Annotated in this window: 10 protein-coding genes; 8 read left to right on the plus strand and 2 right to left on the minus strand. The window is 56.5% G+C overall.

What is annotated here, in order from left to right:
• The first annotated feature begins 49 nt into the window (after positions 1-49).
• The 4 genes from AC6I6N_RS17680 to AC6I6N_RS17695 all read left to right on the plus strand — a co-directional run bounded on the left by AC6I6N_RS17680 (position 50) and on the right by AC6I6N_RS17695 (position 5,057).
• The gene (locus AC6I6N_RS17680) at positions 50-658 is read left to right on the plus strand and encodes a TRAP transporter small permease subunit (RefSeq protein ID WP_395029605.1); all 609 of its coding nucleotides are present in this window, start codon (positions 50-52) and stop codon (positions 656-658) included.
• 11 nt (positions 659-669) lie between these two features.
• Positions 670-2,346 (plus strand): TRAP transporter large permease, encoded by a 1,677-nt coding sequence (locus AC6I6N_RS17685; RefSeq protein ID WP_094198425.1) that lies wholly within the window; start codon positions 670-672, stop codon positions 2,344-2,346.
• A 15-nt stretch (positions 2,347-2,361) separates the two neighbouring features.
• Positions 2,362-3,384 carry an XdhC family protein gene (locus tag AC6I6N_RS17690; RefSeq protein WP_125278105.1) on the plus strand — a complete coding sequence of 341 codons (1,023 nt, stop codon included), beginning with the start codon at positions 2,362-2,364 and terminating at the stop codon, positions 3,382-3,384.
• 188 nt (positions 3,385-3,572) lie between these two features.
• Positions 3,573-5,057 carry an NAD(P)H-hydrate dehydratase gene (locus AC6I6N_RS17695; RefSeq protein ID WP_108728610.1) on the plus strand — a complete coding sequence of 495 codons (1,485 nt, stop codon included), beginning with the start codon at positions 3,573-3,575 and terminating at the stop codon, positions 5,055-5,057.
• A 3-nt stretch (positions 5,058-5,060) separates the two neighbouring features.
• Here the strand turns inward: AC6I6N_RS17695 and AC6I6N_RS17700 are convergent, their stop codons facing one another.
• Positions 5,061-5,984, minus strand: a complete 924-nt coding sequence (locus tag AC6I6N_RS17700) for an EamA family transporter (RefSeq protein WP_094197630.1) — start codon at positions 5,982-5,984, stop codon at positions 5,061-5,063.
• A gap of 152 nt (positions 5,985-6,136) precedes the next feature.
• Between AC6I6N_RS17700 and AC6I6N_RS17705 the strand changes: the two genes are divergently transcribed.
• On the plus strand, positions 6,137-7,741 hold the full coding sequence (locus AC6I6N_RS17705) for a phospholipase D family protein (RefSeq protein ID WP_108728611.1): 1,605 nt from the start codon (positions 6,137-6,139) through the stop codon (positions 7,739-7,741).
• A 93-nt stretch (positions 7,742-7,834) separates the two neighbouring features.
• On the opposite strand, the gene AC6I6N_RS17710 is transcribed toward AC6I6N_RS17705, so the two are convergent.
• A complete protein-coding gene (locus AC6I6N_RS17710) occupies positions 7,835-11,446 on the minus strand; it encodes an ATP-binding protein (RefSeq protein ID WP_395029603.1) in 3,612 nt (1,203 codons plus the stop codon).
• A gap of 195 nt (positions 11,447-11,641) precedes the next feature.
• Here AC6I6N_RS17710 and AC6I6N_RS17715 point away from each other — a divergent pair, with 195 nt between their 5' ends.
• The 3 genes from AC6I6N_RS17715 (at position 11,642) to AC6I6N_RS17725 (ending at position 14,458) form a co-directional block, all read left to right on the plus strand.
• Entirely contained in the window at positions 11,642-12,388 is a 747-nt protein-coding gene (locus AC6I6N_RS17715) for a GntR family transcriptional regulator (RefSeq protein WP_094197627.1), read from the plus strand.
• 179 nt (positions 12,389-12,567) lie between these two features.
• Positions 12,568-13,461, plus strand: a complete 894-nt coding sequence (locus tag AC6I6N_RS17720) for an MBL fold metallo-hydrolase (protein WP_094197626.1) — start codon at positions 12,568-12,570, stop codon at positions 13,459-13,461.
• Between the two features lie 22 nt (positions 13,462-13,483).
• Positions 13,484-14,458: a Bug family tripartite tricarboxylate transporter substrate binding protein gene (locus AC6I6N_RS17725; RefSeq protein ID WP_094197625.1), complete on the plus strand. Its 975-nt coding sequence runs from the start codon at positions 13,484-13,486 to the stop codon at positions 14,456-14,458.
• The last annotated feature ends 69 nt before the right edge of the window (positions 14,459-14,527 follow it).

Consider the following 14,527-nt stretch of genomic DNA (forward strand, 5'->3'; position numbering starts at 1 on the left):
AGTAGAGTCCAACAGGCCCTTATTTCAACGCAGAAAATCTGGGGGATTGATGCAATTACTACTCAAACTATCAAGGGCGATCGACAGCCTGAATCAGCTCTGTGGCCGAGTGGTCATGTGGGTGGTTCTGCTGGTTGTGGTGATCAGCTCCTATAACGCCTTTGCGCGCAAATTTTTCGATATCAGCTCCAATGCCTGGCTGGAAGTGCAATGGTATCTGTTCGGTGCGCTTTTTCTGCTGACGGGCGGCTACACCTTCTTGCGCAATGAGCATGTACGCGTCGATGTGCTGGCCTCACGCCTGTCCGAGCGCAAACAAATAGTGATCGAAGCCGTGTGTGTGGTGCTGTTCATGTTGCCTGCCTGTCTTGCCATCATGATCTTGTCCTGGCCGGTGTTCATGGACTCTTACCTGACTCAGGAAGTGTCTTCCAACTCCGGTGGCTTGATTCGCTGGCCCGCCAAATTGATTATTCCCATTGGTTTTGCCCTGATTTCGCTGCAGGGGATCTCGCATTTGATCAAGTGCATTGGTTTTTTGCGTGGCGTTTGTCCCAACCCCAACAAGAAGTTGCAGAACAAAACGTCTGAAGAATTGCTGGCTGAAGAAATTGCACGGCAAGCCCAGGCCAAGTTAGCGCATCAACACAAAGGCTGAAACCGATCATGATGGATTTATTTATCGCTAATATGGCGCCGGTGATGTTTGCATCACTGATTGTTTTCTTGCTGCTGGGCTTTCCGGTGGCCTTCGCGCTGGCTGCCAACGGGATGGTGTTCGGTCTGATCGGCGTGGAAATGGGCCTGTTCAACTGGTCCCTGTTCCAGGCGCTGCCGCTGCGGGTATTTGGGATCATGGCCAACGATACCTTGCTGGCGATTCCCTTCTTTACTTTCATGGGGCTGATTCTGGAGAGGTCGGGCATGGCGGAAGACCTGCTCGATACGATTGGTCAGCTCTTTGGCTCCATGCCGGGTGGCCTGGCCATTGCTGTGGTGTTTGTGGGGGCCATGCTGGCGGCAACCACAGGGGTGGTGTCGGCGTCGGTCATTTCCATGGGCCTGATCTCCTTGCCCATCATGCTGCGTTACGGCTACAGCCGACGATTGGCAACCGGGGTGATTGCGGCGTCAGGGACCTTGTCGCAGATCATTCCGCCCTCTCTGGTGCTGATTGTGCTGGCTGATCAGTTGGGTCGCTCGGTTGGCGATATGTACCGTGGAGCCATGGTGCCAGGCTTGGTGTTGACCTGCTCTTATCTGCTTTATGTTTTGATTCTGGCTGTCTTGCGCCCCAAGGACGTGCCTCCGATTCCTGCCGAGCATCGTACTTACTCGCAGGCCAATGGCCGTTCGGGTACACGCTCCTTGTGCGTGCTGTTGTTGATCTCGCTGGTGGCCGGTTATGTGCTGGATGAGTTTTGGGTTGATCCCAATGGTCCGGTAGACGAGAAGGTCGTTATTTGCATCTTGCTGGTGGGCGGCGTGGCCTTTGTAATGGCGCTGATCAACAAATGGCTGAAGCTGGGCCTGCTGTCGGTGTTGGCCGAACGCGTGGTGTTTGTCATGATTCCGCCCCTGGGCCTGATCTTTCTGGTGCTGGGGACCATCTTTCTGGGTATCGCAACGCCAACCGAAGGAGGGGCCATGGGCGCGGTGGGTGCGATCCTGATGGCGGTCAGCCGTCGTCGTTTGAGTATTGATCTGCTCAAGCAAGCCATGGATACCACCGCCAAGCTGTCTTGCTTTGTGATGTTCATTCTGATCGGTTCCACCATTTTCTCGCTGACCTTCCGGGGTGTCGATGGCGATCTGTGGGTGGAGCACCTGCTGCTTGACCTGCCCGGCGGTGAATACGGCTTTCTGATTCTGGTCAGTGTGCTGGTGTTTGTACTGGCTTTTTTCCTGGATTTCTTCGAGCTGGCTTTTATCATCGTGCCTTTGTTGGGGCCGGTGGCCGACAAGATGGGCATCGATTTAATCTGGTTTGGTGTGCTCTTAGCCGTTAATATGCAAACATCCTTTATGCATCCACCATTTGGCTTCTCACTATTTTATTTGCGCTCGGTGGCGCCCAAGGATGAGTACGTCGATAAAGTGACCCAGAAGAAGATCCCAGGTGTGGCCACAGGCGATATTTACTGGGGCTCCGTACCCTTTATCTGCATTCAGATTGTCATGATTGCCGTGGTGTTGCTGTTCCCAGGCATGGTGACGCATTACAAGGGAACGGGTGTGACAGTGGATCCTAGTACGGTCAAGATCGAGATGCAGGCTGAATACGGTGCGGACTTGAATCCGTTTGGTGATTCGGGTGACGGCGGCGGTATGCCGGTATTCAAGTAAACACAGGAGACACCTATGGAGAGTCTGGATGTCAGGGTATTGCGCCAGTTGCACGCGTGGCGCGCACAAGGACGTGATGCGATCCTGGTCACGGTTGTGCAGACCTGGGGCTCGTCCCCCCGTCCAGAGGGCTCCATCATGGCTCTGGAGAAGGGCGGGACGGTGGTCGGATCGGTTTCAGGCGGGTGTATCGAGGATGATCTGATCCGCGCCTATCACGACCCCGACGGGGCGGATAAACGCCTGCATGGCGATGGCCGTCCCCAGTTGCTGACGTATGGCGTCAGTGCGGATGAGGCGCATCGCTTTGGCCTGCCTTGCGGTGGGACGATCCGGCTGCTGGTGGAGTTCAATCCTTGCCCCCAAGCGCTGTCGGACCTGCTCGGTTTGTTGGAGCAACGTCATCTGGTGCAACGCCATGTGGACCTGCACACTGGCCGTGCCTGGGGCAGTGCCACCCGTGTTCCGGCGGCTTTGCAGTTAAGCCAGGATTGTCTGTCTGTGACCTTTGGGCCGTCTTATCGACTCTTGTTGATCGGCGGCGGGCAACTGTCTGAATACGTGGCGACCATTGCTTTGTTCAATGGCTTTGATGTGACGGTCTGCGATCCGCGCCGTGAGCATATTCAAGGCTGGAGCGTGGCGGGGGTACGCGTGGTCAGCGGGATGCCGGACGATGAGGTGATTGCCTGCGTGCCGGATCGGCGCACGGCTATTGTGGCCCTGACGCACGATCCCAAGCTGGACGATATGGCCTTGCTGGAGGCGCTCAAAAGCAGTGCTTTTTATGTGGGGGCGATTGGCTCACGACGTAATAACCAAAGTCGCCGTGAGCGCCTGGCCGAGTACTTTGACCTGACGGCCCAGGAGATCGACAAGCTCAAAGGCCCGATTGGTTTGTACATAGGCAGCAAGACCCCGGCGGAGATTGCTGTCAGCATCATGGCCGAGATCATTGCGGTCAAGAACGGGGTGCAGGTGCCACGCGAGTTGTCAGTAGGCTCTGTCAAGGATAGACAAGAGCAGTTGTCGGCCTAGAGACGGGCTTGCGTGACAGTTCTGCATTCAGACAATTCGCACTAAGATAAGAGAACGGGCGGCGACCCGTTCTTTTTTTGTCTCCGGGCCGCCCAGGACCTGACGCCTGCTGTTGTCAGCAGGCCGCCAGCGGGTGACAAGCCCGTGCAGCGTAGGGACGTTTTGATTTCTGTCTTTGTGAGCCCCTCATGCCCTTTGTGTCCCAGTATGGTTTTTTGCCCCTGAGTGCCCCCCCAGGAAAGGAGGCTCTGTACAACCCGGCACAGTGCGCCAGCATGGATGCGGCGGCACCGGGTTTTGGGGTATCTATCGAGCAATTGATGCAGGCCGCTGCCAGTGCAGTGGCGCGTACCGTGCAGCGACACTGGCCGCAAGGAGCCGTCCTGTTCTTGTGCGGGCCGGGCAATAACGGCGGTGATGCCTTGGTGGCCGCGCAGATTCTGCGGGAGCAAGGGCGAGTGGTTTCCGTGTTCAGCCTGGTGGACCCGTCCGTGCGACAGGGGACAGCAGCTTGGGCGCAAAGCCAGTGGCAAGGCCGCTGGGAAAGACAATGTCCGGATTTCCGACGTTTTTCCGTGGTGGTCGATGGTTTATTGGGTGCGGGTTTGGACCGCGACGTAGAAGGCGACACCGCCGCCTTGATCCAGTCCCTGGCGGCTTCCAAGGTTCCTGTTTGTGCCATTGACGTGCCTTCGGGTCTGGATGGTGCCAGCGGGCAGGTACGCGGTGTGCTCGCCCCTGCCACGGTGACGGTCAGCTTTGTCCGTTATAAGCCGGGCCATGTTCTGTATCCGGGGCGAACCCTATGCGGCAAGTTGGAATTGGCCGACATCGGTATGCCAGCGCCAGCCTTGCAACAGGCCAATACCTGGTTGAATGAACCGGCCTTGTGGCAGGCTCATCTGCCGCAGTTGGGGGCCCAGAGCCATAAGTATACGCGTGGGCATGCTTTGGTGGTCGGGGGCGAACAGATGACCGGAGCCAGCCGTCTGGCAGCGCGTGCCGCGCAACGCGCAGGGGCAGGGCTGGTCAGCATGGCCGTGCCACCTTCGGTCTGGCCGGTGTATGCCGGCGCATTGGACAGCATCATGGTGGCTCCCCTTGATGACACCTTGACCACGGACGAGCGTATTCGCGCCTGGCTGATCGGGCCGGGGGCAGGCTTGGGCGAGCAAACCCGTCGCCTGACCCTGGCCTTGCTGGCTACCGAGCGGCCTTGTGTATTGGACGCCGATGCCATCAGCAGCTTTGCAGAGCAGCCGCAGGAATTGCTCGATGCCTTGCATGAGCAGTGTGTACTGACCCCTCATGCAGGAGAGTTCGCCCGCGTCTTTGAAACTGCACCGGATCGGTTGGAGGCGGCGCGTTTGGCCGCTCGACAATGCGGTGCCGTGCTGGTTCTGAAGGGTGCGGATACTGTCATTGCTGCGCCGGATGGGCGGGCCTTGATCAATGCCTGCGCACCGCCCTGGCTGGCCACTGGGGGCAGCGGGGATGTCTTGGCAGGCCTTGTCTGCGGTCTGCTGACCCAGGGCATGCCTGCTTTTGAGGCAGCGGGTGCCGCTGTTTGGCTGCATTCACAAGCCGCCCTGGAGTTTGGTCCCGGCCTGATTCCGGAGGATTTGATCGCCGTGCTGCCGCGTGTTTGGCAGCGCCTTTTATCCAGGGCCTAAGGCTTACTTGCGTGGGGAGCGTTGGTAGGCCAGCGCCACAATCCCGCTTAGCACCACCGCTCCACCCAGCAATTGAGTGGAGTTCAAGGTCTGTTTTAAAATCAGCCAGCCCAGAATCAGGGATGCCACCGGCTCCATGTTCATGAAGGGGGCATTGCGTGTCATGTCCAGTCGGGGAGCCAGCACAAACAGGGTGACAAAGCCCGTGGTGTACAGCACACAGACCAGTGACAGGGCAATCCAGCCTGTGGCGTCATGGGGCAAGGCAGAACCACCGGGCAGCAGTCCCAGGGGGCTGAGCGCAATCAGGCAGACCAGCGTTTGGCTGATGGTACAGAAACTGCGCACCAGACCGGGCAGAGGGGCCAGTTTATTTTCTGTAACCCACAGACCCATGGCAAACGTCAGGGCCGTCAGCAGGCTGCACACCACACCCAGCACCCATTGCCCATCCAGCGTTGCGCCCTGAATCAGGCTGGGGGTGTCCAGCGCCAGCAAGAGGCCAATCAGAATGGCCACCATGATGATGGAGGTCTTGCGAGTCGGTTTGTGCCCGCCCAGTATCCAGGTCAACAAGGCCAACAGAATCGGGTACATATTGGCCACCAGCAAGGCCAGGGCCACGGGGATACGCGCGATGGAAGAGTAGATCAGCATGCACTGCATGGTGATCAGCGCGCCCAGCAACAGTTGCCAGCCCAGATATTGACGCGGCACATGCAAGGCTTGTTTGCGCCAGATGAGCAGCATGCTCAAGGCCAGAGTAGCCACGGCGGAGCGGAAAATAACCGAGATGATCAGCCCGGTACCATGGTCCAGTGCGACTTTTGCTGCAATATGGTTGGCGGCAAAGGAGCTGCCCAGCATTAACAGCAAAATAATGGCAAGGTGGCGGGGCAGTAAGGTAGGGGATGTGGCGGGGGGCATGCTGCTTATTTCAAGTTTAAAGTGCGAGGGGTTGCTTTATTGTTGTCCGCTCTGTCACTGGCTGCAAGTATTGCTTGCATATCGTGGTCAATATGCCTTGGGTGGGCGGTGCTACTATGTGGAGCGATGTCCATGACCACAGAGATGCTCCCATGAAAATCGACCCCGCCAACAAGCCGACAATACCCCGTTCTACGGGCCAGGCTCCGTCCTTTTTCTGGCGCAGCCTGATGGCGGGTGGAGCCTTGCTGGCCGGCCTGACAGGCTGCGCTCTGCCCTCGCTGGAGGGCCGTAGCCACAGCGAGGCTTTGCCGTTGGATCAGGCCCGGAACACTATGATTGGCCAGGCGGTGACTCCCATGGTTCAGCAGCATCCTGGCTTGTCCGGCATTTACCCTTTGTTTGATCCGCACGACGCGTATGCCGCCCGCGCCTTGCTGGCCTTTGCCGCCCAGAAAACGCTGGATGTGCAGTATTACATTTGGCGGGGTGATACCACTGGCACCTTGATGCTGGGCACTTTGTTGCAAGCGGCGGAGCGTGGCGTGCGCGTACGTTTGTTGATTGACGACAATGGCATTACGGGGTTGGATGATTCTTTATCTGCCTTGAATGCCCATCCCAATATCGAAGTGCGCCTGTTCAACCCCTTTGTGTTGCGCTGGCCTAAATCCCTGGGCTTCCTGATGGATTTTTCCCGTCTGAACCGGCGCATGCACAACAAGTCCTTTACCGTCGATAACCAGGTCACCATTATTGGTGGACGCAATGTGGGTGATGAGTATTTCGGCGCGACCCAGGACGTGTTGTTTGCAGACCTGGACGTGATGGCCATTGGTGCCGTGGTACAGGATGTCTCCAAGGATTTCGACCGCTACTGGGCCAGTCAGTCGGCCTATCCGGTCGATACTCTGATCAAAACAGGTGGTTCGCAAGCACTGGTGACGTTTCAGGCGCAGTTGCAAGAGGCTCAGGAGCAGCCACGCGCCAAGGATTATCAGCAGGTGCTGCGTGAATCGGATTTGGTCAGCCATCTGGTGCGCGGCGAGCTGGATTTCCAGTGGGCGCGTACCACCATGATCAGTGATGACCCGGCCAAGGCTTTGGGCCCGGTCAATCCGGAGCAGTTGATGGTCTGGCAAATGGACCATGTGCTGGGCAAACCCACCAGTCAGGTCGATCTGGTGTCCTCTTATTTTGTGCCTACGGCGGCGGGCGTACGCGCTTTTGAGGCGATGATGCAACGGCCTGGCATGAAGGTGCGTGTTTTGACCAACTCTCTGGCGGCTACGGACGTAGCTGCGGTGCATGCGGGCTATGCGAAGCGACGCAAAGCCTTGCTGGAGGCAGGGGTGCAGTTGCTGGAGCTGCGGCCCACCACGGACAAACCTACCCGTCATGGCTCGGGGCCATTTGGCAGTTCGGGCTCGGCCCTGCATGCCAAGACTTTTGCCGTGGATGGCAAACGCTTGTTTGTGGGGTCCTTTAATTTCGATCCGCGTTCGGTCAATTTGAATACGGAACTGGGCTTTATTATCGAAAGCCCTGAAATGGCGCAAGCCTTGTCCAGGAGCTTTGAGGAAGTCTTGCCTTACCGTAGCTATCGTGTCGAACTGGATGATAATGGCGACCTGGTATGGATTCAGTTAAACGAAGACGGTACTGAGCGCTTTTTTACCTCCGAGCCCAATGCCAGCATCTGGCGGCGAGCCGGAGTCGGAGTCTTGTCTGTCCTGCCGATCGAGTGGCTGCTGTAAGCCAGATTTGTTTATCGACTATTGATGTGCCATGCCCCCAAGGACAAGGCGAAGTCCTTGGGGGCATGTAAATCAGGCTGCATTTTTTGCTAACTAGACTTTGAGCCTTTGCACTGCCTGTCTGCGTGTCTGAATCCAGTCTGTGTAGCGGTGCAGGCCGTATTTTTCCATGTGTTGTTCAGCCAGATTCCATTCCTGCAAGGCTTGTGCATTTTCACCCAGCGCCATCCAGGCATCACCACGTACGCAGTGCAGCTCGGCACGCAAACTGTTTGTGTCATAGCGCAGGCCTTGAGCGGCGGCCTTGTCTAGCCAGGGCATGGCCTCATTGCTGCGTCCCAGGCGGATCATGGCGCGGGCAATTCGACACATCAGGCCATCGGTGCTGATGGGCAGCCCGTACTGTGCAGTCTGTACGCAATCGAGTAGTGATTGCAGGCTGGTTTCCCGACCATGCAGCATCACCTGGCAATAGTGCAGGTAAGAGCGGCTAAGGGCAGACCATGGCTCGGGGTTATGCGACCTTTGTAGCTCTTGCAAGGACAGCTCGGCCACTTGCTGACAGTGTTCAAGCTGTTCCATCAGATAGTGGGCCTGCATCACGAACAAATGAGTGATGGCGCGCAGGGAAAATGCGGTGTCTGAACGCAGGCTTTGCAAGGCCAGATGAGTGTGCTGCTGTGCCGCTTCCATATTGCCTTTCAAGGCCAGAGCCACACTCAGGGTGCCAAAGGTAATGGATTGCGGGAAGTGCTGGGCAATGGCTTGACGGCTGTTTTGTTCCTTCAGGTCATCAAAGACGGCCAGGCTCAGGTTCAGTGTCTGGATGGCATTGGTGACATTTCCCTTCCATAGCTCGTGCTGACCAATTGCATATAAAGCCCAACTGCGGTTTTGATCGTGGCTGGTTTCATTGGCCAGGGCCAGCAGTTGGCGCGCTTTTTGCAAAGCTTGTTCAAAATTACCTTGGGCTTGAAAGGCCGTCCAGGCTGTCCATAAACTGATCATGACCTGATCGGAGTCATGCTCGTCATGCAAGCCATGCCCCAATTCATAAGCCATGGCGGTAGACGCTGAGGCCGGGCCATACAGGGACGATTCAATGGCACCTTGCAGCATGCGGCATTCAAACTGCAGGGTTTGGCGTACCTGCAGGTCGTCGATCAGGTCGCTGCGGTTCAAGCAGCGTTGCAGATATTGGCTGGCCTGACGCAGGTCGTCTTGTGCCAAGGCTTCGCGGGCGGCACGTTGCCACCAAAATGCGGCCTCCGCGCTGTCAGCCTCGCACAGGTGCCAAGCAATTTGCTCGGGTGCATGACGACGGCGTATACCGTGCTGGGCAATGGCGTAGTGGGCCTGGCGCAACTCTTCGTGCATGGCCACGCGTTTCAGTGCCTGGGACACCAGGGGAAGACAGGATACCTGCTTGTCATGTACATCGATCAAATCCAGCGTAGCCAGCGTATCCAGGCCACCGCTCAAGGTCGTGCCCTCCAGACGCAACATCAGGGCCAGCTCGTCAATGGCGATGGGTTCCTCCTGCAAGGCAATGCTGGTCAGAATGTGGCGTGTTGCGGGCAAGAGGCTGTGGTATTGGGTACAGATCAGGTCGGTCAGGCACAAGGCATCGTTGCATTCGCTATTGAGTTCGTGGCAGCGCAGCAGCTCATGGGCGTGGCCCGGGTTGCCCGCACTTAACTTAACCAGGCGGCTGCGTTTATCACGCGCCAGTCGCTGGCCGCGCTGATTGCTCAGCAAGCTGTTGATGCTGGAGCGATCCAGCGTAGGCAAGCTCAGGTGCTCGGCACGCTCCAGACCGTGACCAGGTTTGCGGCTGGTCGTGAGTAATAGTGTCGGGTGACGGGGGGCCGTGTGTGCCAGCAAGCGGATCAGGCGTTGTGTAGGCGGGTCGGCCCATTGCACGTTTTCAATAATCAGTAAGCGACGGCGAGGCGAATTGCCTGTGCCACTGAGCAGGTTGAACAGCAAGTCCATGTGAGCGGTGGATGGCTCGTTCAGTTCTTGTTCTTCAGGGCCATGGTTTAACCATTGGTGCAGGGACTGGGCCTGTTTGGGGCTGATTTCCAGCGTTTCTTGCAAGATTTGAACGGAAAAGGGATCGTGCTGCTTGCCATTTTGCGAGGTGATGTAATCGGCAATTTGCTCGTGCAGCCAGAGGCGAATCGGGTGCCAGGCCACACGACGCTTGTCTTCACGACAAGTGAGCATAATGCAGGGGTGGGCGGTTTTTTGTACATAGTCCGCCAGAGACTGCACCAGCAGACTTTTGCCAATATGCGCGCGACCATGAATGGCGATGTGATGCAAGGTGCGATTCGAGCCGATATGTGACCAGGCTTGCACCAGATGATCGAACTCTTGTGACCGACCATAAACGCGGCTGGTCAAACGCGCGTGGTCTGTGTCGGAGGGGCTTAGGTTCAGCCACAGGGCCTCATTTTGGCGACCTGCAGAGGGTTGAATATCTTTGCTGGCCAGACGTAGGGCAGCCTGTGCGCTGATGCGTGGTGCACCGGGAGCGGCCTGCCAGCTCAAGGGCAAGACGACTTGTGCCAATTGACCCCAGGGGTCTGGGCAGGCGCTTTGCTCGTCCATGGCCAGATCGGCATGAAGGGCGATGCTCAGCGTAATGTGCTCATCCAGGCGCAGGGTCGCGGCAACGCGTGCCAATACGACCGCCTGAGTGATGGGTGACTCCAGCAATTCTGGATACCCAAAATAAGCGATCAACTGATTGGGGCCAGCTTCACAGGGCCAGGCACCATGTTGTTCGATCAAATGTCGCAACGTCTGGCGGCTTTGCTCCAGCAGTTGACCTCCCCTTTCGCGGGCGTGGCGGTGGCTGGGTTCAAAGCGCAGGCACAAACCCACTGCCGCCAAGGGACGCAACTGCAGGCTGACTTTCGTCGACAAGGATTTGACCGGGCTGGACGCCGAGCGCACGGGCAGATCCACCAAGTTGCGCGTCTGGGCGCTGGGCTCGCAGCCCAGACGGTCGGCCAGCAAGACGGAGCATTGTTCGTAAGCATGCAGGGCGGCCTCGTGCTGGCCCTCTTGTTTGAGCAGACGAATTAGTTCTTGGTGCAGTTTTTCTTCTTCAGGCCAGATCACAAGCCAGCGTTTAAGGTAGCTGATTGCTTGTGGTGTGGGCAAAGATCTCAGACCGGACTGGATATACCGGTCACGACATTGAGACAGGGTTTGCCGAATAGTGTGTTGTGTATCCTGCAACCAGTCTTGCAACTGTTCGCCATGATGCAGTTTCACTTGTCCCAGCAAGGGGCCCTGATACAGATTCAGACGCTCCAGATCGCTAAGGGCAGGCTGGCTGGGGTGTTGCAGCAGGCTGAGCACATCCACTTGGGCACGATTGGGGTCCAGGGCCAGGGTGTCGTTGGTAATGTGCAGGGCCTGGTCACACCCCTCAAAGGCGCGGCGCAAGGCATGCAGCGCGTGGCGCAAACGAGCACGGCCTACACTGATGGGGTCTTCATGCCAGATCGTTTCGGCCAGACGGCTGCGGCTGATTGGTTTTCCCTGCGCTAAAGCCAGTATGGACAATAAAATACGCGCTTTATCGTAATTAATGATTTGTGCGCGGCATTGTCCTTGAACCAGGAGTCGGTAGGAACCGAGTAGGTAAATTTGGGCCAAGTGCGAGGCAGAGGAAGGCAAAACATCCATGGGCTCGGGCTCGTATCAAGAGTTAAGCAATGATTGGGATAATGTATCCGATCCGTTTAATTTCCGTTTGCCAACTTTTGCGAAAATAAACGCCTTGCTTGTTCAAGATTAAACCTTTTTGGGATATCTCCGGCTTCTCGCCTCGCAGGCTATGATGTGAACTTGTCACTTTCCTGTGCTCGGTTGCCTTTTTGTATGGTTGATCCCACACGTTCTTCACTGCGCAAACAGTCCAAATTGCCTCTGTCGCTCAAGGTGAAATATACCTTGCGAGCGCGCCTGGAGCGTGGCGAATGGCCGGTGGGGACGCGTATTCCTACGCTGGAGGAGCTGATGCAGGAATACGGCGTCTCGCGTGCAACTGTGCGGGCGGCGCTGGACGAGCTGGAAAATGAAGGCCTGATTGAACGCACTCGTGGCAAAGGGACCTTTGTCATTGGCGATGTAGCTCAGGATCATTGGCTGATGCTACCCACCAACTGGGACGCTCTGATCGAGCATTTGACGCGTCTGGATTCGGTCATGGTGGAGCTGGGCCACGGGGCAGGGGCCTTGCCCATAGAGATTACGGGCCAGTCCTTGCCTGATGAATATTGGTGGACCAGCCGCGTCAATTACGCCGATGGTGTGGCGTACAGCTTGAATACGGTCTACGTGTTAAATACCTTGGCTCAGACACTGCAACCTGAATTGAGCCAGGAACCTGTGCTGCTGGTGTTGAATCGTCTGGCTCGTGAGCAGATTCATACGGTTCGTCAAACACTTACCGTGCGGGTAGCCGATGCCGATCTGGCGCGCCATTTGAGCATGGATATTGGTATGCCGGTCGTGCGGGTGATCCGCCTGATCATGAACCGTGCGAATCAACTGGTTTATGCGGCGCAGGTCTTTTATCCCGCTAAATATCTCAGTATCCAGACTGAACTGGCCCCTGGCTTTTAAGCCTGTCATCGCAAGCGCAACGCACCTTTACGACACTCCTAGGTAAAAACACCAAGTTATTCCGCTGAGTGGCGAGGTGTACACTTTTTCCATAAAGTCCTAAAAATAGAACTTTATGACTTTATCGAAGAGGCACTGTTCTGGTGCCGGATGTTTTTATCTGCTTGAAGGAGCTTTACGTGAAGATAACCATGCTTGGCACCGGCGCTGCGTTGCCTGATCCGGACCGTGCCCAGTCGTCCATTTTGGTGACGCTGGATAACGGCAAGAATTACCTGTTTGATTGCGGCGAAGGGTCCACGCGTCAGATGGTGAAGGCCAATATCAATCCGGCTGATGTGCCTTGGGTGTTTCTAAGTCACCTGCACTATGACCATGTCTGCGGTTTGCCGTTTTTTGTCTTGTCTAGCTGGGTTTTCAACCGCGAAGGCAGGCTGAAGGTTTTTGGCCCCAAGGGGACTCAGGACTTTGTGGATCATTCTTTCGAGAACGGGGCGTTTCGTGTGGATATTCAAGCTCGGGCAGCTTATCCGGCTCGTCAAAAAAACATGGCTGCCGTACGCCCGGAGGTCTTCGAGGTGGAGCCCGGCCTGATGTATGAGGACGAGGACGTCAAAATCTATATTGATGTGGTGGATCACATTCCTACCGAAATTACGGATTGTTTTGGTATTCGTATGGAGGCCGAAGGCAAGGTTGTGGCGTTCAGTGGCGATACGGCTCCTTGCGAGTCCATGATACGGCTGGCGCAGGATGCCGATTTGCTGATACATGAATGCACCTTTCCCGAGTCTTTCCTGAAGCATCGTGAGGAATCAGGGGTAGGAACGTTTGCGCATACCAGCCCTTTGCAGTTGGGTGAAATCGCTTGTAAAGCCAATGTGAAGAGTTTAGTGGCCACTCATTTTGGGCATTATGACTCCACCAGTCCGGTGATTAAACGTGCGGCGGGTAATCATTTGCCGGTTGATTTAATGGGGCCTGAGCGCCTGGACGAAGTAGCTCGGGATATTCGCAAAAGCTACAAAGGCGATTTGCGCTTGGCAACGGATTTGATGCGCATAGACCTGTAAAAGGCGCGTGGAGGGAGACAAGATGCAAGTAATTAAGAAAACTGTGGCGTGCCTTGCGGCGGCACTTGGCCTGGCGACGGTAGGGCCGACTTGGGCGGATTATCCCGAGCAACCTGTAAAGGTAGTGATTCCTTACCCTCCAGGAGCGGCGGGTGACATTATTTTCCGTATCTTGCAGCCTGAGCTGTCTCGGGAGTTGGGACAGACGGTGATTACGGATTACAAGACTGGCGCAGGTGGCAATATCGGCACGCAAATGGTGGCGCGCTCCAAGCCGGATGGCTACACCTTGCTGTTTTCGGCGACCAATAATTTTGTGATCAATCAGTTCTTGTACAAGAACATGGGCTATGACCCATTCAAGGATTTGTATGTGATCAATAAGGTGGCGGATGCGGCGGCGTTTGTTTATGTGAATGGAGAGTTGCCCGTCAAGAATATGGCTGAATTCCGGGATTATGTTCAGCAGCGCAAAGGGCAAGTGAACTACGGGACGCCGGGGGCAGGCACGACGCCCGAGCTATCGGCCTGGAAGTTGTCTGCGGTTCTGGAAGGCGATATGTTGGGGATTCATTACCGAGGCTCGGCACCGGGGATCCAGGCTTTGTTGAGCAATGAAGTGCAGATGTTTGTCAGCAGCTATGGTTTGGGGGCAGCTTTTCTGCCGCAGGGGAGGTTGAAGGCTTTGGCTGTTGCCCTGCCGGAGCGTTTCCCGGCCTTGCCTGATGTCCCCACGATGGAGGAACTGGGCTACAAGGATGTGGTGATCAGCAACTGGTGGGCTTTGGCTGTGCCTGCCGGGACGGATACAGAGATCGTTGCCAAGATTGAAGGGGCTTTGGAGAAAGTGCTGGCTGATCCCGAGATTCGTAAGAAGTTACTGGATCAGGGGTATTTGCTGTCCAAGGTGTCGGCCGAGGAGTTTCGGAAAGGGCTGCCTGCGGAGGCGGATTACTGGCATGACATTGTGACTCGGGCGGGGATCAGCCTGGATTAAGGCTGGCTTCTGGTTCTGCTGTTGCTGTTGGTTCACAAGGGCGTCATTACCTTGATGAGCTAAAAGGCG

The organism is Alcaligenes sp. LTN-3 (assembly GCF_059735605.1).

Bases quoted from the DNA above. Each gene is read 5' to 3' on its own strand.
- AC6I6N_RS17725 (WP_094197625.1), top strand. From the start codon at position 13,484: ATGCAAGTAATTAAGAAAACTGTGGCGTGCCTTGCGGCGGCACTTGGC.
- AC6I6N_RS17695 (WP_108728610.1), top strand. From the start codon at position 3,573: ATGCCCTTTGTGTCCCAGTATGGTTTTTTGCCCCTGAGTGCCCCCCCA.
- AC6I6N_RS17710 (WP_395029603.1), bottom strand. From the start codon at position 11,446: ATGGATGTTTTGCCTTCCTCTGCCTCGCACTTGGCCCAAATTTACCTA.
- AC6I6N_RS17700 (WP_094197630.1), bottom strand. From the start codon at position 5,984: ATGCCCCCCGCCACATCCCCTACCTTACTGCCCCGCCACCTTGCCATT.
- AC6I6N_RS17705 (WP_108728611.1), top strand. From the start codon at position 6,137: ATGAAAATCGACCCCGCCAACAAGCCGACAATACCCCGTTCTACGGGC.
- AC6I6N_RS17685 (WP_094198425.1), top strand. From the start codon at position 670: ATGGATTTATTTATCGCTAATATGGCGCCGGTGATGTTTGCATCACTG.
- AC6I6N_RS17680 (WP_395029605.1), top strand. From the start codon at position 50: ATGCAATTACTACTCAAACTATCAAGGGCGATCGACAGCCTGAATCAG.
- AC6I6N_RS17690 (WP_125278105.1), top strand. From the start codon at position 2,362: ATGGAGAGTCTGGATGTCAGGGTATTGCGCCAGTTGCACGCGTGGCGC.
- AC6I6N_RS17715 (WP_094197627.1), top strand. From the start codon at position 11,642: ATGGTTGATCCCACACGTTCTTCACTGCGCAAACAGTCCAAATTGCCT.